The organism is Streptomyces sp. NPDC001678 (assembly GCF_042892945.1).
Classification (GTDB): domain Bacteria; phylum Actinomycetota; class Actinomycetes; order Streptomycetales; family Streptomycetaceae; genus Streptomyces.
The window spans coordinates 130,341-147,648 of record NZ_JBIAUP010000016.1; the positions used below are offsets into that span (position 1 = coordinate 130,341).

15 protein-coding genes are annotated in these 17,308 nt (G+C 70.1%); 6 read left to right on the forward strand and 9 right to left on the reverse strand.

Features of this window, described 5'->3' with window-relative positions:
• The first annotated feature begins 334 nt into the window (after positions 1–334).
• Positions 335–727: a nuclear transport factor 2 family protein gene (locus tag ACFYZR_RS27510; protein ID WP_391914854.1), complete on the forward strand. Its 393-nt coding sequence runs from the start codon at positions 335–337 to the stop codon at positions 725–727.
• Positions 728–1,321: 594 nt separating this feature from the next.
• Here ACFYZR_RS27510 and ACFYZR_RS27515 read toward each other — a convergent pair.
• On the reverse strand, positions 1,322–1,696 hold the full coding sequence (locus ACFYZR_RS27515) for an RICIN domain-containing protein (RefSeq protein WP_391914856.1): 375 nt from the start codon (positions 1,694–1,696) through the stop codon (positions 1,322–1,324).
• 311 nt (positions 1,697–2,007) lie between these two features.
• Here ACFYZR_RS27515 and ACFYZR_RS27520 point away from each other — a divergent pair, with 311 nt between their 5' ends.
• Positions 2,008–2,943, forward strand: a complete 936-nt coding sequence (locus ACFYZR_RS27520; RefSeq protein ID WP_391914858.1) for a hypothetical protein — start codon at positions 2,008–2,010, stop codon at positions 2,941–2,943.
• A 76-nt stretch (positions 2,944–3,019) separates the two neighbouring features.
• On the opposite strand, the gene ACFYZR_RS27525 is transcribed toward ACFYZR_RS27520, so the two are convergent.
• The 3 genes from ACFYZR_RS27525 to ACFYZR_RS27535 form a co-directional block, all read right to left on the reverse strand.
• Positions 3,020–5,023, reverse strand: coding sequence for an NACHT domain-containing protein (locus tag ACFYZR_RS27525; RefSeq protein ID WP_391914860.1), 2,004 nt, complete (start codon positions 5,021–5,023; stop codon positions 3,020–3,022).
• 62 nt (positions 5,024–5,085) lie between these two features.
• Positions 5,086–5,547, reverse strand: coding sequence for a hypothetical protein (locus ACFYZR_RS27530; protein ID WP_391914862.1), 462 nt, complete (start codon positions 5,545–5,547; stop codon positions 5,086–5,088).
• Between the two features lie 157 nt (positions 5,548–5,704).
• The gene (locus ACFYZR_RS27535) at positions 5,705–6,169 is read right to left on the reverse strand and encodes a winged helix-turn-helix transcriptional regulator (protein WP_391914864.1); all 465 of its coding nucleotides are present in this window, start codon (positions 6,167–6,169) and stop codon (positions 5,705–5,707) included.
• Positions 6,170–6,270: 101 nt separating this feature from the next.
• Here ACFYZR_RS27535 and ACFYZR_RS27540 point away from each other — a divergent pair, with 101 nt between their 5' ends.
• Positions 6,271–7,551 (forward strand): MFS transporter, encoded by a 1,281-nt coding sequence (locus ACFYZR_RS27540; protein ID WP_391914866.1) that lies wholly within the window; start codon positions 6,271–6,273, stop codon positions 7,549–7,551.
• Positions 7,552–7,607: 56 nt separating this feature from the next.
• On the opposite strand, the gene ACFYZR_RS27545 is transcribed toward ACFYZR_RS27540, so the two are convergent.
• The 3 genes from ACFYZR_RS27545 to ACFYZR_RS27555 all read right to left on the reverse strand — a co-directional run bounded on the left by ACFYZR_RS27545 (position 7,608) and on the right by ACFYZR_RS27555 (position 12,319).
• Positions 7,608–8,471 (reverse strand): ribosome-inactivating family protein, encoded by an 864-nt coding sequence (locus ACFYZR_RS27545; RefSeq protein ID WP_391914868.1) that lies wholly within the window; start codon positions 8,469–8,471, stop codon positions 7,608–7,610.
• Positions 8,472–8,555: 84 nt separating this feature from the next.
• Positions 8,556–9,185: an RICIN domain-containing protein gene (locus tag ACFYZR_RS27550; RefSeq protein ID WP_391914870.1), complete on the reverse strand. Its 630-nt coding sequence runs from the start codon at positions 9,183–9,185 to the stop codon at positions 8,556–8,558.
• A 254-nt stretch (positions 9,186–9,439) separates the two neighbouring features.
• Positions 9,440–12,319, reverse strand: a complete 2,880-nt coding sequence (locus ACFYZR_RS27555) for a LuxR C-terminal-related transcriptional regulator (protein ID WP_391914872.1) — start codon at positions 12,317–12,319, stop codon at positions 9,440–9,442.
• Between the two features lie 236 nt (positions 12,320–12,555).
• Here ACFYZR_RS27555 and ACFYZR_RS27560 point away from each other — a divergent pair, with 236 nt between their 5' ends.
• The 3 genes from ACFYZR_RS27560 (at position 12,556) to ACFYZR_RS27570 (ending at position 15,648) form a co-directional block, all read left to right on the forward strand.
• A complete protein-coding gene (locus ACFYZR_RS27560; RefSeq protein ID WP_391914940.1) occupies positions 12,556–13,197 on the forward strand; it encodes a class I SAM-dependent DNA methyltransferase in 642 nt (213 codons plus the stop codon).
• Between the two features lie 102 nt (positions 13,198–13,299).
• Complete coding sequence (locus tag ACFYZR_RS27565) at positions 13,300–14,913, forward strand: serine/threonine-protein kinase (protein ID WP_391914874.1); 1,614 nt, start codon at positions 13,300–13,302, stop codon at positions 14,911–14,913.
• A 237-nt stretch (positions 14,914–15,150) separates the two neighbouring features.
• Positions 15,151–15,648, forward strand: a complete 498-nt coding sequence (locus tag ACFYZR_RS27570; RefSeq protein WP_391914876.1) for a hypothetical protein — start codon at positions 15,151–15,153, stop codon at positions 15,646–15,648.
• An 84-nt stretch (positions 15,649–15,732) separates the two neighbouring features.
• Here the strand turns inward: ACFYZR_RS27570 and ACFYZR_RS27575 are convergent, their stop codons facing one another.
• Entirely contained in the window at positions 15,733–15,966 is a 234-nt protein-coding gene (locus tag ACFYZR_RS27575; protein WP_391914878.1) for a hypothetical protein, read from the reverse strand.
• Positions 15,967–16,048: 82 nt separating this feature from the next.
• Positions 16,049–17,308 carry a hypothetical protein gene (locus ACFYZR_RS27580; protein WP_391914880.1) on the reverse strand — a complete coding sequence of 420 codons (1,260 nt, stop codon included), beginning with the start codon at positions 17,306–17,308 and terminating at the stop codon, positions 16,049–16,051.

Consider the following 17,308-nt stretch of genomic DNA (forward strand, 5'->3'; position numbering starts at 1 on the left):
AATGCGCTGGCGAGGCGTTCACGGACGAGCCGTTCGTGATGGCCGCTGGGCGCTGGAGCAGCTCGAACAAGCCGAGGCCGCCGACATCCACCAAGCGCCGGGCGGGCCGGCACCTCGGTAAGGCCGACGAACTTGCCGTCCAACTGTCCCGTCTCAAACGATCCGGCCCCCAGGCCATAGCCCTGACGGCACACGCCCGCACGGCCTCTGTACAGAGATCGCCAGAGGGAGCCGTACCTCTGCGACCGATCCGATGTGGCGATAGATCTTGACGCTCGACTGAGCGGAAGGTTGCATCAGCCCATCTGTTTGTCTAAGGATCGGAGGCCAGACGATGAGCGCCACCACCCGCGAACTGTTCGAGCGCTACCACGCTTGCTGGGAAGCCCGTGACCCTGATCGGATTGCCGAACTCCACACGCCCAACTCGGTGTTCCATCTCCACTCGGGCCAAGCCCCCGCGCGCGGGCAGGCAGCCATCCGCGAGGAGGCGGCCGGCATGTTCGACCTTGTCCCGGACCTGACGTTCGACCTTGTCTCGCTGCGGGTCGGAGAGGACTTCTGGGTCGTCCAGTTCAAGCTGACCGGAACGTCTGTGTCCGGTGCCGCGTTCAACGTCGACCTCGCGGACTTCGTCCTGGTCGAGAACGGGGCGGTGAAGGAGAAGCACTCCTACGTCGACGGAGTGGCAATGCAGGCCGCGATCGCGCCCAGCGGGCTTGTCTGAGAAGGCGTTGTTGCACCGAGCGAGTTCGCTGGGTTTCCACTGAGCGGGCGTGAACTCCCCTTCGGCGAGGGAGGGACCGAGCGTTGTCCGACGCGGTGATCACACAAGCACGGAGTTCTTAGCGTGCACCAGCAACTCGTCACCGTCGAGACCGACACCGCCCCGGAGGCCCACTCGATGCTTCCGGGGCGGCCCCGCACCACCGCACCCGCGCTCCAGTGATCCGCACACCGCCCCACACGCGGGTGTGACCCTCGACCGCGCCCAGGAGACGGGCCGTTTCAGCAGGATTTAACGACCGGTGTGATACTTCTTCACGTCAGGCTTCATCGACCGATCAGCGACACGGAAGCCGTAGAGGCAGAAGCGTACTCAAGGGCAGTGCGGCATCGTCCATCGACGAGGAGCGGCATTCCTTATGCCGTACGACGTTCACGCGTCCCCCCGGGGAGACCTCACTGTTCTCCGGCTCACACCGCTCGTGCTGGCGCGGGCCTCGGATGTTCTGGTCCGTCGTCGCTGTCAGCTGGTCCGGCCCATGCCGGCACGGGCCGGACCGGCCCGCCGTCGTCGGGCCCCGGACCACGAGTTCTCTCAGGTCGTGTACCAGGACTGGTTGGTCCCCTGGTTGCAGTCCCAGAGGATGACGGAAGCGCCCACCCACCAGTTGCCGTTGGCGATGGTCAGGCACCTGTTGTAGTTGGGGTTGCGCAGCCTGTCGCCGTACCACTCCCGCTGCTGCGGGGGCCCGCCGTAGCAGTCCCACATGTTCAGGGCGGCACCGTTCTCGGCGTTGCCCGCGAAGACGTCGAGGCACCGGTTGCTGACGTCGCTGCGGATCGTGCGGCCGTCCCAGTACCAGCGTTCCTGCGGCGATCCCTGACAGTCCCACATGTTCACCAGCGCCCCGATGCCGGTGTTGCCGGCCCGCACTTCCAGGCATCTGTTGTTCATCTTCGACGCGATCATGAAACCGACTTTGACCGGCGGCTTGGCGGCAGCGGCCGTGCTCTCCGCAGTGGCGGACGCGGCCGAGGTCGTGAACAGGCCACTCGCGACCAGCACCAGGGCCGCCAGCGGCGCCAGAGTCGCGAGCGGTTCTGCACATCGTCGGTGAACGGTTCGGGAGGAGACGGCGGCCGGAACGTCGACTGATCGACGCGTCCCGGGCCGCTTCCGGAGCGACATGGGCCGATTGACCCGATTGCCCAATGACCCCGCCCTGCCGGCCGATGAGTGGGACCATCTGAGTCCAGGCCATCCTGAGGAGGGGGAACCCCATGGGTGCGGGAGCCGACAACGCCGGTGACGACATGGTCGTGGGCCGGACGAACGAGAGCCAGCAGCGGACGATCCTCGTCGCCAAGGGGGGCGACGACAGCGGCTACGGCGAGGACTTCGTCCTGTGGGTGGCCATCGAGGACGACAAGGTCCTCAGGGATGTGCCGGAGGGCGTCGACGCGATTCACGCGACAGGCACCGTCGCCCTGCCCACCGGCGGAGCCATAGGCACCATCCCGCCGGGCAACGGCCTTGTCGCGACCGGAGCGAACGGCACGGTCGGCTACGTGCACGACGCGCCCCGCGACAAACCGCAGGAGCAGCAGGCGCACGCGGGCGTCCTGGGTGTGGGCACCGCGGCCTCCCCCGGTGTCTTCGGGCGCGGCGCTCCCGGCGTGGTCGGCTACTCGCAGGACGCGGCCAGGGACACCACCTGGGAGGCGGAGGACCCGTCGGCCGTGTGCGGACGCGCCACGGGCATCGGCGTCCGTGGCAAGGGCGACGACGGTGGGGTACGGGGAGAGAGCGAGAACAATTTCGGGGTCGAGGGGAAGAGCGTCCTGAACTCCGGCGTTCGCGGTATGAGCGAGCAGTCCACCGGCGTCCACGGGGAAGGGTCTCCCGGCGTGGCCGGCATCGGCGCCGAAACCGGCAACGGCGGGGTGTTCGAGTCGGAGAAGGGAGCCCAACTGCGGCTCCTTCCCCGCAAGACCGGCCACCTCGGCCCGTCCACGCCGACAACGCCCGACGCTGTCGTCGTCAGCGAGCTGAGGCGCGGGCCCGGACTTCCCAAGTACGGCCGCGCCGGCGAACTCACCACGCTTGAGGACCCGTCCGGGAAATGCACGCTCTGGTTCTGCGTCAGCGACCCCGGCCAGGGGCCGGCGCGCTGGGCCCAGGTACTGCTGGGGCCGGCGTTCGACGGACGGGTCTGACCTCGGCGAAGGACGACGAGCGACGAGCCCGGGCGGTCCGGGCGGTCCGGCGCGCACGGTCGGGGCCCCGGCAGGCTCAAAGGCTACGGCTTCGACCGTCCGCGCCGGCGGGGGGAGGCATGGCCGCAGGTGCCACGGCTCTCCCCGCGGGTTCCGGGTGGGCGGCCAGCCAGTGCTGGAGTTCCTGGTGGCGGAACTGGTAGGCGGGGCCGGACAGCCGCATCAGTCCCGCCTCGCAGGCCCAGTCGAGGAAGACACCCGGCCGCGAGGGCAGGATCTTCTCCCAGCGGGCGCAGAGGAGGAAGGCGAGGTACCTCCGGCCCGCTCCGCCGCTCAGCGCCAAGGCGCCCAAGAGGCCCATGGACAGGCCCACCGGTGCGCCGAACATCGTCCCGAACGGGATCCCCAGCATCAGCCCGTAAGCGACCCCCTGCACAGACCGTGCGGCCAGGTCCCCGAAGACGAGGTCACCGGGGCGCGCGGCCCTTGAGGGCGTACGTGTCATCGCGCCCGACAGCAAGTACAGGACGACCAGTGACCCCCCGGACGCGAGGCCGGCCGGAAGTCCGTAGTAGATCGTGAAGAAGGTCCCCGACCCGAGCCCGCAGACGAGGCTCAGTCCGAGGACCCAGGCGAGGTTACGCCTTCCGGACCGGCCGCGCAGGCCCCGTAGATGCAGCCGGTTCGGCGCGCCGACGTTCCTGCGCGTCGCCGCGGACCACACGAGGCACGCCCCGCCGGCCACGGCCCCGGGGTTGTCCGCCCGGCACGACAGGCTCAGGATCAGGGGAACGAAGAGTGTGTAGAAGCCCGCGGTCAGGAAGCCGTCGAGTCGGCGGACCCGTTCGACGCCGCCCATGGGCCACAGCCGGTGGAGGGCGATGTCCGTCCTGTCGCGCGCGGTCCGTTCGCGGCCCGCCTCGTCCTCCGGGTTCTCCAGGTGTCGCGCGAGCCGGTGGAGCCAGTGGTGGACCCGCTCGGGCGTGTACTCCGCATACTCCGGGTGCTCCAGGCGCTCCGGATGCTCTTGGAGCTCCGGGTGCTGCAAGTGCTCCAGGTGGAGAAGCGCCGACGCCGGCACGAAGCGGGCGAGCAGGTCCGCGTCGAGTTCTTCGGGGGTGGGGTGGTCGAGCAGCTCCGACGGGTTCCCGGACGTACGGTAGACGGTCGCGACCAGGCAGAGCCGCCAGGGCGTCGAGAGGATCCGGGCCAGGGCCCCGTCCGGTTCCCGCTCCAGGACCTCCAGCAGGCCCCGGAAGCGGCCGGGACCCACGGTGCGGTCCCTCAGATACGCGTGGGCGTCGGCCGCGGATACGGGGTCGATCTCGATGCGGGCCGCGTCCAGCAACTGGCCGCCGTCCGCGCCGGGACGCGTGCCGAACGCCTCGTAGTGGTCGGTGCGGCAGGTCAGGACGACCGGGCCGAGCCGGCTTCCCTTCTTGCCCCGGCACGTGTTCAGCGCGGCCAGGACGGACCGGGCCCTGGGCGCTCCGGGATCGGGGGTGCCGTCCTCCCGAAGCGGGTCGAGCTCGTCCAGGCCGTCGAGCACCGGCAGCACCAGTCTTCGACGGACCAGTTGAGCGGCCTCCTTCGGCGCCATGTCGTAGGTCTCGGAGAGTTGCTCCGTCAGGTACGCGTCCAGGTCGGTGTCCGCGTTCCAGCGGGAGAGCGAGAGACGCACGGGCACCGGTTCGTTCGCCTCGGGCCGTTCGAGGAGTTCGGTGACGAGCCCGAGGGCCAGCGTGGTCTTGCCCGCGCCCGGCAGCCCGGTGATCAGCAGCCGGCGGGGGCCGATACCGCGGAAGTAGCCGACGACGTCGGGTGTCTCCATGCCATCGACGCCGCTGTCGGGGCCCGATCCGAGCAGCCGTCCGGAGGTCGCCGCGCCGACGTCCATCCGGCCGTCCGCGGGGTGCCGAGTGTAGGAGAGGTCGATGCGCTTGACGTCACCGCCGACCAGCCGGCCCCACTGTGCGCACTCGCTGGCGTGCACCGCGCTCGCCAGGGTGGCCAGCCGTTCCCGGAGCGGGTCACGTGGAATCGTCACGTACTGGATGACCTTGCCGATCGCCCTGGCCATCACAGAGCCTTGCAGGTGAACGGCGTGAGCGGCGGAATGCTCCGGTTCCTCCCCGGGGTCGGTCAGCGCAGGGCCGGCCCCGGGTCCGTAGGGTTTCCCAGGTTCACCGTGCCGGAGATGTCCCGGGCGATGAGCGAGGAGTTGTCCGCGCGCACCTCGACGTTCCCGCCCGCCGTGATGAAGCCGTCGCCCGCCGGGGCGCCTCCCACGGCCTTCCGGTGACGTTCGAGCTCGTCGACGACGCGGCTCAGCCGGTCGGCGAAGTCCTCGTCGGCCTCCATGGCCTCTTCCAGAGCCATTTCCACGCGCCGACGGGTCCGCTCGGTGGGTTCCTCGCGACCCACTTCGATCTCCGCCGCCATCTGCCGGACGGAGGAGTCCTCTCCCAGCCGGACGCTGACCAGGTCGTGCACCCGAGCCATGCCGGCGTCCAGCACCCGGTCGACTTCCGCGTCCGCCGCGCCGGCCACCCGCCGTGCCTTGCGGAACGCCCACGCGGCGAAGTACCCGACCGCTATCTCCACACCCGTCATCGAACCCCCAGAGCCGGGAACCGTAGATGGAGACGCATTCAAGCGGCTTGTGGGGCGGCAGCGCGGGGGTTTGGCCGAATCCGGGGAGAAGACGAGATCGAGAAAGGTTTCTGCACGACACGGCACCGTGCCGCACCACACGTGCCGGTCAATCGGCGCCCTCGACGGTTCCGAGCTTCTCGACCACCGTCTCGTCCGGGCCGACCGGGCGCCCGTCGCCGGCGCGGATCTCCAGCGGGCTCAACGGACCCCCGGTCCGGCGGTCGAGGAGCCGCGAGTGCGCCTCACCGGGCTCGAAGCAGTGGCTCTCGCCCCACTGGCGCAGCGCGACGATGACGGGGAAGAGGGCGCGCCCCTTCTCCGTGAGCACGTACTCCCGGTAGGAGCTGCCGTCGGAGGCGGGCGCCGTTCTCATCACCCCGGCCTGCTCCAGAACGCGCAGCCGGGTGGTGAGGATGTTCTTGGCGACGCCCAGGCTGCGCTGGAATTCCCCGAAGCGGCGGCTGCCGTCGAAGGCGTCGCGCACGATCAGCAGCGACCACCAGTCACCGATGGCGTCGACCGACCGGGCGACGGGACAGGGATCGGCGTCGAATCGCGTACGGGCAACCATCGGGCCTGCCTCCTTCACCACACACTTGGTTGCAACATGCTACCAGCGACCTTAGAGTCTCGACAGGTAGCAAGTTGCAACCACCATCGGGAGGATGCCGCATGCCAAATGACTGCTCGACAGCGAAAGAGGCGAAAGAGGTGAATAAGACGAATGAGGCGAAAGGCCGGGCGCCCGCGCACACCGCACTCGCACCGGCCGGACCACCGCCCACCCGGCTGGTCCTGCTCTTCGCCATCGCCTGCGGCAGCGCGGTGGCCAACGTCTACTTCGCCCAGCCACTACTCGTCACGCTCGGCGAGCGATTCTCGCTCGGCCCCGGCTTACTCGGCGCCATCGTCACGGTCACCCAACTCGGGTACGCGGCAGGCCTGTTACTACTCGTTCCGCTCGGCGACCTGGTCGACCGGCGGAGACTGATCACGCTCCAGCTCGGCCTGCTCGCCGCCGCGCTGCTGGCCGTCGCGTCGGCGCCCGGGACCGCCGTCCTGTTCGCCGCCCTCGCGGCGGTCGGCGCGCTCGCCGTCGTCGCCCAGACGATGGTCGCCGCAGCGGCCTCCCTCGCCGCTCCGGCCTTTCGGGGGCGAGTCGTCGGAGCGGTCACCAGCGGAGTGATCACCGGCATTCTGCTGGCCCGCACGGTGGCGGGCATACTGGCCGACCTGGCCGGATGGCGCGCCGTCTATCTCTGCTCGGCCGCGGTGACCGCCACCCTCGCCGTGCTCCTCCACCGCACCCTGCCGGCAAGCCGGCCGCCGACGGCCGATCTGCCGTACCGGCGCCTGCTCGTGTCCACCGTCACCCTGTTCGCCCGGCATCCCCTGCTCCGGATACGCGGCACGCTGGCATTCCTGGTCTTCGCGGCCTTCAGCACCCTGTGGAGCAGCGTCGTCCAGCCCCTCAGCAGCCCGCCGTGGTCGCTGACGCACACCGCCATCGGCGCGTTCGGGCTCGCCGGAGCGGCCGGGGCGCTGGCCGCGGGAACGGCCGGCCGCTGGAACGACCGCGGCCTCGCCCAACGGACCACTGGTACCGCCCTGGTGCTGCTCGCGGTGTCGTGGCTCCCCCTGGCGCTCACCCGGCAGTCGCTGTGGGCGCTGGCGATCGGGGCGGTCCTCCTGGACTTCGCCGTCCAAGCCGTGCACGTCACCAACCAGTCGCTCATCTACGCGGTGCGCCCGGACGCGGGAAGCAGGATCATCGGCGGCTACATGGTCTTCTACTCGGCCGGCAGCGCCCTCGGCGCCGCCGGCTCATCGCTGGCGTACGCGACGGCCGGATGGACGGGGGTGTCCGTCCTGGGGGCGGCCTTCAGCTGCGCCGCCCTCGTGCTGTGGGCGACCACGCGGAACGTTCCCGCAGTCCGTGACCGAACTGGCTGACACGACAAGGCCGCCGCCTCACCACGAGGCGGCGGCCTCCCGTACAGGCCTGCTTGCTACGGCTTGACTATCGTGAGGTACTCCTGGGCCGCATCAAGGGTCGCGAACGTCTTGCCACCGATCGTGTGGGGATCCGCGGGCTGGTTCTTGAGCTTCTTACCGGCCCAGGCGGAGAAGTTTCCCCAGTCGTTCTCCAGGTCGTTCATCAACGCGCGCTCACCGACGGATCCTCCGGTCCAGCCGGCGGCGATCAATGCGTCGATCTTGGTGAACCGAGCGGCTTCGCTGGTCTCATGGATGAGGACGAGGAGGGCCTTGGCGGCATCCCCGCCATCGGCCGGCGTGGACATCAGGTTGATGGCACTCTGCTTGGTGTTCTCCTTGCCGAGAACGACATTGATGCGCGTGGCCTTCCCGCTCGCGCGGCCTTCGAGGGTGCCGTAGGCCCCGTCGTATTTGAGCGGGTCCTGCTTCGTGTCCTTCTTCGGCATGTAGACGGGGTTGGTCTTGTCTTCCTTGAGGGAGTGGAAGGTGTTGTTCTGCTCGGTGTACCAGCCCACGACGTACAGGTCACCGGCGCGGACGACGAGGTCCACGGAGCCCTTGGCCGTGGTCAGCCGTACGGGGAAGAGGTCCTTGGTGGCCTTCGGGTCGAGCACATACATCCTGTCCTTGAAGATCTTGCCGTTGGTGGCCCTCAGCCGCAGGTCCTGGACGAACTTGCGGTAGTCCTTGGCAGTTGCCTTCTCCGTGTCCAGAACCGGGTTCGGGTAGGCGGCGGCCTGGGCGGCCGGGGGCGCCACGACCGCCGGCCCGGCCGGCCCGGGGGCGGCGAAGGCGGCTCCGGTGGTCATGACGGCGGCGGCCACGGTCGTGGCGGCGAGGACGGCGGCGTTCAAGGGGCGGTGCGACACGCGCATGCTGGACTCCTACGGGACGGGTTCTGAGCGGAAATTTCCAGGTGACCCGGCGTCAGCCGGAGAAGACGTCAGCCGGAGAAGGCGTCAGCTGGTGCACTCCCACACAATCGCCTGCGTGCCGGAACCGGTGCTCTTCCCCGGCATGTCGAGGCACATCCAGACCGGGGAGCCGCTCGGCGTGTTACCGCTGATCCACCAGCCCGCGTTGGCGTCGATGTTGTCCGTGTCCCACCACTTCTGATTGGCGCCGCCGAGGCAGTCCCACTGGACGATCTTGGCGCCCTTGACCGCCCTGCCGCCCTCGATGCTCAGACACTTGTTGGAGTAGGCGTTACGGAGCTGGATGTACGTTCCGTTGTCCGTCGCCTCGGCCTTCCACAACTTCTCGGCGGCCGTGCCGCAGTCATCCTGGACGATGGGGGCCCCGTTGTCGGGAGAGCCGCCCTTCGCCTTCAGGCACATGTCGCTGTGGACGTTGGCGATCTCGTACTTGTCGCCCTTCTTGCGCAGCTTCCACAGCTGGTTCCCCTGCAACCCGGCCAGCTGCTGGGCGGCGGCAGCCTTCGGCTGCGCCTGCTGGGCCACCGAGGCCGGTGCGTCCGGCACGGCCGTGCCGGCGGCGGTGGCGGGCAGGGCGAGCCCCGCGGTGATGCCCGCGGCGGCGAACAACACGGCCGCGGAGCGCCGGACGGGCCTGCGCGCAGTCGTCCTCATGGTGGTTACCCCTCTCCCGCGAGCCGTCGGTGGCCCGCCTGTGTCCGGTGGGAAACGCCGGGGCCCCGCACTCGAACCCCGTTCGGTGCGGCGGGCCTTGACGGTGCTGCCCGGCGTGGCTCCCACGATGCCCGGCAGCCGGATTCCCGGGCCATCGTGGAAGACCACGAACACAGCGAACACACACCCCACCCACAACGACGGCATCGGGATCGGGATCAGGAACAGCAGCAGGAACGGCAACGGCAACAGGGTCAGGCCGGCGCGGTCATGTCCCGCTCGACGGAGAATGCCTCCGCGCCCGTCCTCTCCAAGCGGGACGCGAGCTGGGTGCGGCGCGTCACGCCGAGCTTGCGGTAGGCGTTGGTGAGGTGGGTCTCCACGGTGCGGCGGGCCAGGTGGAGCGCGGCACCGATCTCGGCGTTCGTCCGTCCCGTGGCCGCGAGCTCGACGATGCGCCGTTCCGCGACGGTGAGCGCGGCGCTGCCCATCGTGGCGCGGTTGGTCCTACGGGCGCCCCCGGTGCGCAGGGCGTCCTCGGTGGCGCGGACCAGACGTCCGTCCACCGGGTCGGGGCCGAGGAGCCGCACCGCCAGGGCATGGGCCTCGTACAGATCGTCCCGGCCCTTGCGGCCGTTCCCGGCGCCGATCCGCGCGTGTCCCAGGTCGAGCAGGGTTTCGATGAGTTCCACGGGCGCGGGTGCCTGTCTCAGCACGGCCACCGCCTCCTGCAACGAGTCCAGTCCCCGGCGGCCGCCCATGGCCGCGCCGTGGGCCCGTAGCGCCCGGCCGACCGTACGGGGAGTCCCCCAGGTCCGCGCGTGGCGCAGCTCCTCCTCGGCGAGGTCCAGGGCCCGCACCGGCTGTCCGAGCCCGACCAGGGCGAGGGCCGCGCCGGACCGCCACGGCGTGGCCACAGGGCTGACGAAGTCGCGGGCGCTCTGCCCGCGACCGCAGGACAGGTAGTCGTCGAGTGCGGCCTGCCAACTCCCTTCGGCCATGTGCATATGGGCCCTGGCGTAGCGCAGCTCGTTCCATTCCCAGGAACTGTCGGCGCTCGCCTCGTCGAGGGCGGCCACCAGCAGCCGGGCATGAGCGCGGTGACCGAGCTCGTAGTGGGCGAGTGCCACCATGGACACCAGGTGGGGCATGTGGAGTCCCTGCCCGGTGCAGGCGTCGAGGAGCGGGGTGTTCTCCGTGACCACCCGCCGGAAGTCGCCGGTCCACAGGGCCGCCTCCGCCCGTACGCTGATCAGGCACTGCTGGCCGATGTCCGTCAGGTCCGGGAGCACGGGCGGCGCGGGGAGGCACTCGTCGGCGAGCGCGCGTGCGTCGTCCAGCCGGTCGGCCCACTGCAACAAGGTGGCCGCGCTGCCCAGCCAGCCGGTGCGGAGCCGGGGGTCCACCGGCGCCTTCAGCCTTGGCAGCACACGGGTCATGGCCTCGGCCGCCGACAGTTCGCCGGCCCCCACCTCGTACTCGGTGACCAGGCCGCAGGCGAGCGGTTCGATGGTGGCGGGGGCCGTCGCCGCCAACTCCCGCATGCGGGCGACGGCGTTGCGCCAGGCGATCGCGTCATGGGAGGCCATGAGGGCGGCGGTGCTCTGCAGCACGCGGACGAGTTCGTCGTCCTCCACGGCACTGCCCGCTTGGCGCATGACGTGCATGGCGGTGTCCGTACGGCCCCGGGCCACGAGCGCCGCGCCGAGAGCGGGTGCGACGGCCGCGCGCTCATGGCCGTCCGCGTGAAGCTCCAGGGCCGCGCGCAACCTGCGGATGCCGGCGTCGACGCTGTGGGGCAGCTCCAGGGCGGCGAGGCGCAGGGCGAGCCCGGCGCGGCGGCCGGGGGCGAGCGGAGCGGTGAGGGCATGGCGGAGGAGGGTGGTGGCCTCGTCGGTGCGGCCGTCGCGTACGGCGTCCTCGGCCGCGTCCTCCAAGGACTGCGTCATCCACTCCTCACCGGGCCGGTCGACATGAAGGTCAGTGCGGACGTCGGTGTGGAGGTCGACGTGGAGGTCGACGTGGAGCAGGTGAGCGGCGACATGGGACGCGGGCGCGCCCTGTTCGTCGAGCAGACGGGCGATACGGCGGCGCAGCGCGTCCAGTTCGGCTGGTTCGGCGGCCGCGAGGGCGGCTTCGCGTGCCAAGGGGTGGGAGAAGAGACGGCCGAGGCCGGGCACGTCCGCAGGCACGTCCGCGAGCGCGTCGTGGCTGTCCGGGCCGAGGCCGGCGGCCTCGTGGAGCAGTCTTCCACCGAGTACCGCGGGCCCGTCCCCGGCGACGGCGAGCGCCAGGGCGACCCGGCGCGACCGCGGGGTGGCCCGGGCCCGCAACCAGTGGCCGATCGCGTCCCGGTAGCGGCGTCCGGCCAGGTCGGCCAACCGGCTGGGCGGCGGGCCCTCACGGAGGTCGGCGAGGAGGGCGTGCACCAGTGCGGGATTGCCGGCGCACGCCCGGACGCACAGCTCGGCCCGGTCGGCGTCGTGCTTCCGGGTGGGTGCCGGGCCGGCGAGCGCGAGGCGGGTGACGGCCGCGGGGCCGAGCGGGCGGAGCGTCACGGACGTACCCGTCGCGCCGGGTAACGCGGTGGCCCCCTTCGCTGTGCCACTCTTCACGGTGGCACTCTTCGCGATGACACCCCTCGCGTCGGCACCCTCCTCAAGGCACTCGGTGAGGACCAGCAGCACGGGCAGGCCCGTCAGCCGCCGGGCCAGGTAACCGATCCAGCGGCGCGACACCGTGTCGGCGTCGTGCAGGTCGTCGACGGCCAGGAGCACGGGCCGTCGGGCGGCGGTCCGGGCCAGGGAGGTCACGAGGCGGTGGAAGGTCCGCTGTTCCTCGGCGGCAGGCGGGTCCGTGAAGGGAATGTCCTCGGCTTCGATTCCGGCCTCGGAGAAGATCAGGCGTACGAGGCCGAAGGGGAACGCCGATTCCTCCGAGGAGCAACGCGCGTGCAGGACGCGCATGCCGCCACCCGCCGTCTCCCGTCGTACCACTTCTTCCAGCAGGGCGGTGCGGCCCATGCCTGTCGTCGCGCCGAACATCAGCCAGCGCCCATGGCCGGAGCGTGCGGACTCCGCGGCCCTCGCCGCCTCCGCCAACGCCTCATCCCGTTCGAGAAGCACGTTCCCCACGCTCAACCCTTCGCCTAGGTTTGTACGACGTCGTTCGACGTACCCCCTCCCATGAATAATGGACGGGTATGGATGGCCAGGAAGGATATGTACCGGTCACACTTGCAAGGGAAATGTGCGATTCCGGCCACGCTGACGTGGCCTTTTACGAGCCCGCCGCCCGCGCTGCCCGCGCCCTCGGCCGGTCGCCGGCCTCGTCCCGGACGTGATCTCCGCCGGTAGGGTGCTCGCTCGTGATGGAACTTTCCCCGTATCTCCGTACGACGGCGGACGCCTACGACGCAGTCGCCGTCCGCTATGCCGAATTCGTCAGTGGTGCCCTCGACGCCCTTCCGCTGGACCGCGCGGTACTCGCCGCGTTCGCCGAGCTCGTGCGGACCTCCGCCGCCGGGCCCGTCGCCGAGCTGGGGTGCGGTCCCGGCCATATGACCGCGCATCTGCGGGACCTCGGGCTGGACGCCTTCGGCATCGACCTCTCGCCGGTGATGATCGACCTCGCCCGTGAGGCACACCCGGATCTGCGGTTCGAGGTCGGTTCCATGGATGACCTGGACCTGGCCGACGGCGGGCTGAACGGCGTCGTCTCCTGGTATTCGGTCATCCACACCCCGCCTCTGGACATTCTCTCGTACTTCGCGGAGTTCCGGCGGGTGCTGGCGCCCGGTGGCCATCTCCTGCTCGCTTTCTTCGAGTCGGAGGGCGAGCCGGTCACGGCGTTCGACCACAAGGTGACGACAGCCTATCGGTGGCCGATCGACGAGATGGCGGGGCTGGCCGGCGAAGCCGGGTTCGTCGAAGTCGGCCGGATGCTTCGTGAACCGCTTGAGGAGGAACGGTTCCGGCGGGGTCATCTGCTGATGCGCCTGAACGAGCGGTAACTCCCGCGCGTACGCCGAGGAAGCGAGCACCTCCACCGGCATCTGCCGCAGAGCGTCCCGCTATATGCTCTCGGACACATATTCGCGCTGAGCGGGGGCACAGTGACAGAGGGGGCACGGGCGGGCGATGTTGTCGGAGGCCGCTACCAGTTGGTCCAGTCGATCGCCTCGGGCGGTATGGGCCGCGTCTGGAAGGCGTACGACGCTCGTCTCCAGACCGATGTGGCGGTCAAGGAGCTCTGGCTGACCGGGCCCATGGCCCCCGAGCAGCGGGCCGCGCTCCTCAAGCGCGCCGAGTTGGAGGCGCTCAGCGCGGTCCGGCTGCGCGACCACCCGAACATCGTCACCGTCCACGACGTCGTCGTCGAGCACGACATCCCCTGGATCGTGATGCAGCTGGTCTCCGGCGGCACGCTGCAACAGCGCCTGAGCAGCGGCCCGTTGGAGATTCCCGATGTCGCGCGAATCGCCGCGGCCCTTCTCGGCGCGCTCGACGCCGCACACAAACAGGGCATCGTGCACCGCGACGTCAAGCCCGCGAACGTCATGATCACCGATGACGACCAGATCCTGCTCGGCGACTTCGGCATCGCCGCCCCCGAGACCGGCACCGGCATCACCTCGACCGGGGTCGTCATCGGCTCGGCGCCCTACCTCGCCCCGGAGCGCGCCGCCGGCCGGCCCGGCAAGGCGAGCAGCGATCTGTTCTCGCTCGGGGTGACGCTGTACGAGGCGGTGGAGGGTGTCTCACCGTTCCTACGGGACTCCTGGGTGGCATCCGCGCATGCCGTCCGCTACGACGCGGCCCCGCCGATGCGCCGCGCCGGCCGCCTCGGGCCCCTGATATCCGCCCTGCTGTCCAAGGACCCGGCGGCCCGCCCGAAGATCGCCGTGGCGATGGCCCTGCTCACAGGCGACGAAAGGCCGCAACAGGAGCAGCCGGAGCAGGAGCAGCCGAAGCCGAAACCGTGGACACCCACGGAGGTCGTCGCGCCACCAGTGGTCACCAAAGAGACCACCCCCGGCAAGGTGACGCTCACGGTGACCAACCAATGCGGAGAACCTGCCCGCCTCCACCTCGGAGTGGATCACCTCGGCTGGGTCGCCGACGGCCGGACCACCATTTTCGAGACCGGACCCGCCGCCGCCCGCACACTACGGGTGAACACCGGAAAGCTGGGCACCGTGTCCCGCGTGCTACAGCTCGAGACCCGCCATCCCGTGCACCTCACCGTCCGCCGGGAGGGCGGCGAACTGCTCCTGACCGGCGACGGGATATTGCAGCGGCCGCCCAAGCGTCGGCCGCCCACGACGACACCTCCGCCTCCGCGGCCCGGAACGTCCAACCGCACGCGCCCGGCGCCCGAAACGCCGCCGACTCCTCCGCCGGCTCCCCCGGCGGACCCGTCCACCGCCCGGAACTGGGCCTATGCGGCCGCCGCACTGGCCGCCGCCCTCCTGTTGTACGCCTTCAGCCCGGGCTTCTCCGGCTGGGTCAGCCACTACCTGCACGGCTCCGCGGCGTCGGCCAAGGTCGGCGACTGCGTCCACCGCGACAAACAGGACTGGGTGAAGGTGCCGTGCTGGTCCGGTGCCGACAAGTACGCGGTACGCACCACGCCGGTCGACGTGCTCTCCTCGACGGCCGCCTGCCCGTACCGAATGGAAAGAATCTTGATCGACACAAACACCTACGTGTGCGCGGAGCCGAAATAGCTCCCGGCTTCGGGCGAGTTCACCCGAACGGCCCGGCGTCCCGCCGCATCTGTCCAGATCGTGTGCTTGCCGGAACTCATGGGGAGCAGGAGAGTAATCCGCGATCACCTCTGCCGAGGCAGCGGTGATCATCAAGGTCGAGGTCTTTTGGGGCGGTGGGAAGGGAAGGGCTCGTTTATGAGCAGACCCAGGTCTCGGGCGCGCCGAAGAGCGTTGGCAATGCTGCCGGGAGTCACGTTGAGCGCCCTTCTGGCCAACGTGTCACCCGCTTCGGCTGCCGGCGCCGAGGAGTTCAAGGCGTTCAACATGTGGTTCGACGTCACCGCGCTGTCCAACACCAATGAATGCATTCCCTCGTGGGTCACGGCACGCTACCGGGACCCGGCGTCCGGCAGCGACACATGGACCAAGCTCGTACGGACCAACAACAACGGCTGCGAGACCGACCCGGAGCGTCTCCAGAAGTTCGGCGACTTCCAGAACACCTGGAGCCGGGTCAACCTGCTGGGCGGGCCGAAGCCGGGACAGCACCTGTTCTGGAAGGACCTCACGAGCCTGACGCTGACCGTGACCACTCCGAACACCCCGCCGGGGCGACAGAAGTGTGTGAGCGTCAATAAATTCGGCATCTGGGCGCTGGACACGAACAACTACTGGCACGAGCTGGTCAACGAGCAGTTCGAATACATCTTCTGCGACGGCCGCAACGACCTTGAATTGTTCGTCAAACACTGAGGAATCCGAGGCATTCTCCCGGACCGGTGCCGGTCGTCACCGGTCCGGGCAGGCCCGCCGAATCGGGCCGGGGATGGCGGGTGGCTATCCGCGCAGGAATCCATCCCCATGCGTGGCGATGTGGGCTTCCAGGGCGGTGAGGGCCTCCTGGGTCGCGTCGGGCGTGCCCGATCCGCGCTTCTCCGCGTAGTAGGCCGCGCCGAGCTTCTTCAGCAGGTCACCTCCTGCCCGTTGCGCCTGCACCTCTTCCACTTTCTCCTTCCCCTGCGCGAGGGCCTGCTGGGCCTGCTCCTTGGCCCTGTCCAGGAATCCGGCCATGTCTACCTCCATGTCGGTGTGCGGTGAACGTTGTCTGTCCTTCCCCGTTCGGCGGACGTGAGAACCAGCATCGGATACGGCGTCACACTCCTGGCCCGGGCTCCGCGCGACCGCCACTCATAAAGCCGCCGCTCATGAAGTCGTCGTGGCGGGCTCGGGCCACGAAAGGGCGGGAGAAGACGGTGACGGCGACGGATGTCGCGGCCAGAGCGGCGATCGCGGTCCCGGGAGTGAGGTACTGCGCGACACCACCGGCGACGGCGGCTCCGATGCCCTGCCATGTCATCCGGCCGGCGGACTCGACACCTTGGACCTGGCCCCGCACCGGATCCGGGGTCAACGCGAGGAGCTGTTCCTGGAGCGGCAGTGTGGCCGCGAACCCGGCACCCGCGACGAACACCGCGGCCGTCACCACCGGCACGGGCGGGTGGACGGCGAACAGCAGGTACGGGACAGCGAGCAGCAACCGCAGGGCGAACGCGCAGCGGCGTCGCCGGTCGGCGGTGAGCAGCCGCCCCACGGTCAGGTCGCCGAGGAGCATGCCGGCCGATCCGGCAGCCAGAAGGACGCTGGCGAGATCCGGGTCGTAGGAGATGAACAGCGCCTCGCAACCCACGATCAGTCCATTGGGAACCCACAGGTTCAGCAGCAGTGCCCGCCGGCCGGAGCGGGAGAAGAGGGCGATGTTCGTCGTCCAGGTCTGTCGCAGTCCGGGGCGACGGGTCAGACGGATCGAGCGTTCCCGGATGGTCGCCGCCACCACGACCAGCCCGGCTCCGGTCAGGGCTGTGGCGACGACGAACACCTCTCGCGGGCTCAGGTGCCGCAGCAGCACGGCGCCGACGGCGTAGCCGAGAACCGCCGTGCCACCCGAGGTGATGTTCATCAGCGACCGTGCCGGAGCGTACGCGGAGTTCGGTATCACTTCGGCGAGCAGCCCCATCCGCGTACCGGTCTCCAGGGACTGGAAGAAGCCCACGACCAGGAGCAGCCCGAACCGGGCGGCGAGCGGCAGCCCCGGAACCGCCTGGGCGGCGGCGCCCGCCAGCGCGACGCACTGGAGCGAGAGGAGGGTACGGCGGGGGCGGCTCCCGTCCGCGACCGACATCAGTGTCAGCGCGCCGAGCACCGTGGCGAACGTGGCGCCGTACATGCTCACGGCCGTCAGGAACGGGGACCGGGTCTGACGGTCGACCAGCGTGCCGAGCGCGAAGCCCGACAGGGTGCTCGCGGCGACCGTCAGGGTGAGGCCGGCGTACAAGCCGGCGAACTCACGGTTGCGCAGCAGGGCGCGGTAGCCGGTGGTGGGAGGGATGAGGGGTGTGGATGTGTCGGAAGGCAT

What these genes read in the sequence shown, in the direction of transcription:
- ACFYZR_RS27535 (WP_391914864.1), bottom strand. Translation starts at nt 6,169, where the DNA reads ATGGTTGCCCGTACGCGATTCGACGCCGATCCCTGTCCCGTCGCCCGG.
- ACFYZR_RS27520 (WP_391914858.1), top strand. Translation starts at nt 2,008, where the DNA reads ATGGGTGCGGGAGCCGACAACGCCGGTGACGACATGGTCGTGGGCCGG.
- ACFYZR_RS27510 (WP_391914854.1), top strand. Translation starts at nt 335, where the DNA reads ATGAGCGCCACCACCCGCGAACTGTTCGAGCGCTACCACGCTTGCTGG.
- ACFYZR_RS27525 (WP_391914860.1), bottom strand. Translation starts at nt 5,023, where the DNA reads ATGGCCAGGGCGATCGGCAAGGTCATCCAGTACGTGACGATTCCACGT.
- ACFYZR_RS27560 (WP_391914940.1), top strand. Translation starts at nt 12,556, where the DNA reads ATGGAACTTTCCCCGTATCTCCGTACGACGGCGGACGCCTACGACGCA.
- ACFYZR_RS27550 (WP_391914870.1), bottom strand. Translation starts at nt 9,185, where the DNA reads ATGAGGACGACTGCGCGCAGGCCCGTCCGGCGCTCCGCGGCCGTGTTG.
- ACFYZR_RS27545 (WP_391914868.1), bottom strand. Translation starts at nt 8,471, where the DNA reads ATGCGCGTGTCGCACCGCCCCTTGAACGCCGCCGTCCTCGCCGCCACG.
- ACFYZR_RS27580 (WP_391914880.1), bottom strand. Translation starts at nt 17,308, where the DNA reads ATGCCTTCCGACACATCCACACCCCTCATCCCTCCCACCACCGGCTAC.
- ACFYZR_RS27515 (WP_391914856.1), bottom strand. Translation starts at nt 1,696, where the DNA reads ATGATCGCGTCGAAGATGAACAACAGATGCCTGGAAGTGCGGGCCGGC.
- ACFYZR_RS27575 (WP_391914878.1), bottom strand. Translation starts at nt 15,966, where the DNA reads ATGGCCGGATTCCTGGACAGGGCCAAGGAGCAGGCCCAGCAGGCCCTC.
- ACFYZR_RS27540 (WP_391914866.1), top strand. Translation starts at nt 6,271, where the DNA reads ATGCCAAATGACTGCTCGACAGCGAAAGAGGCGAAAGAGGTGAATAAG.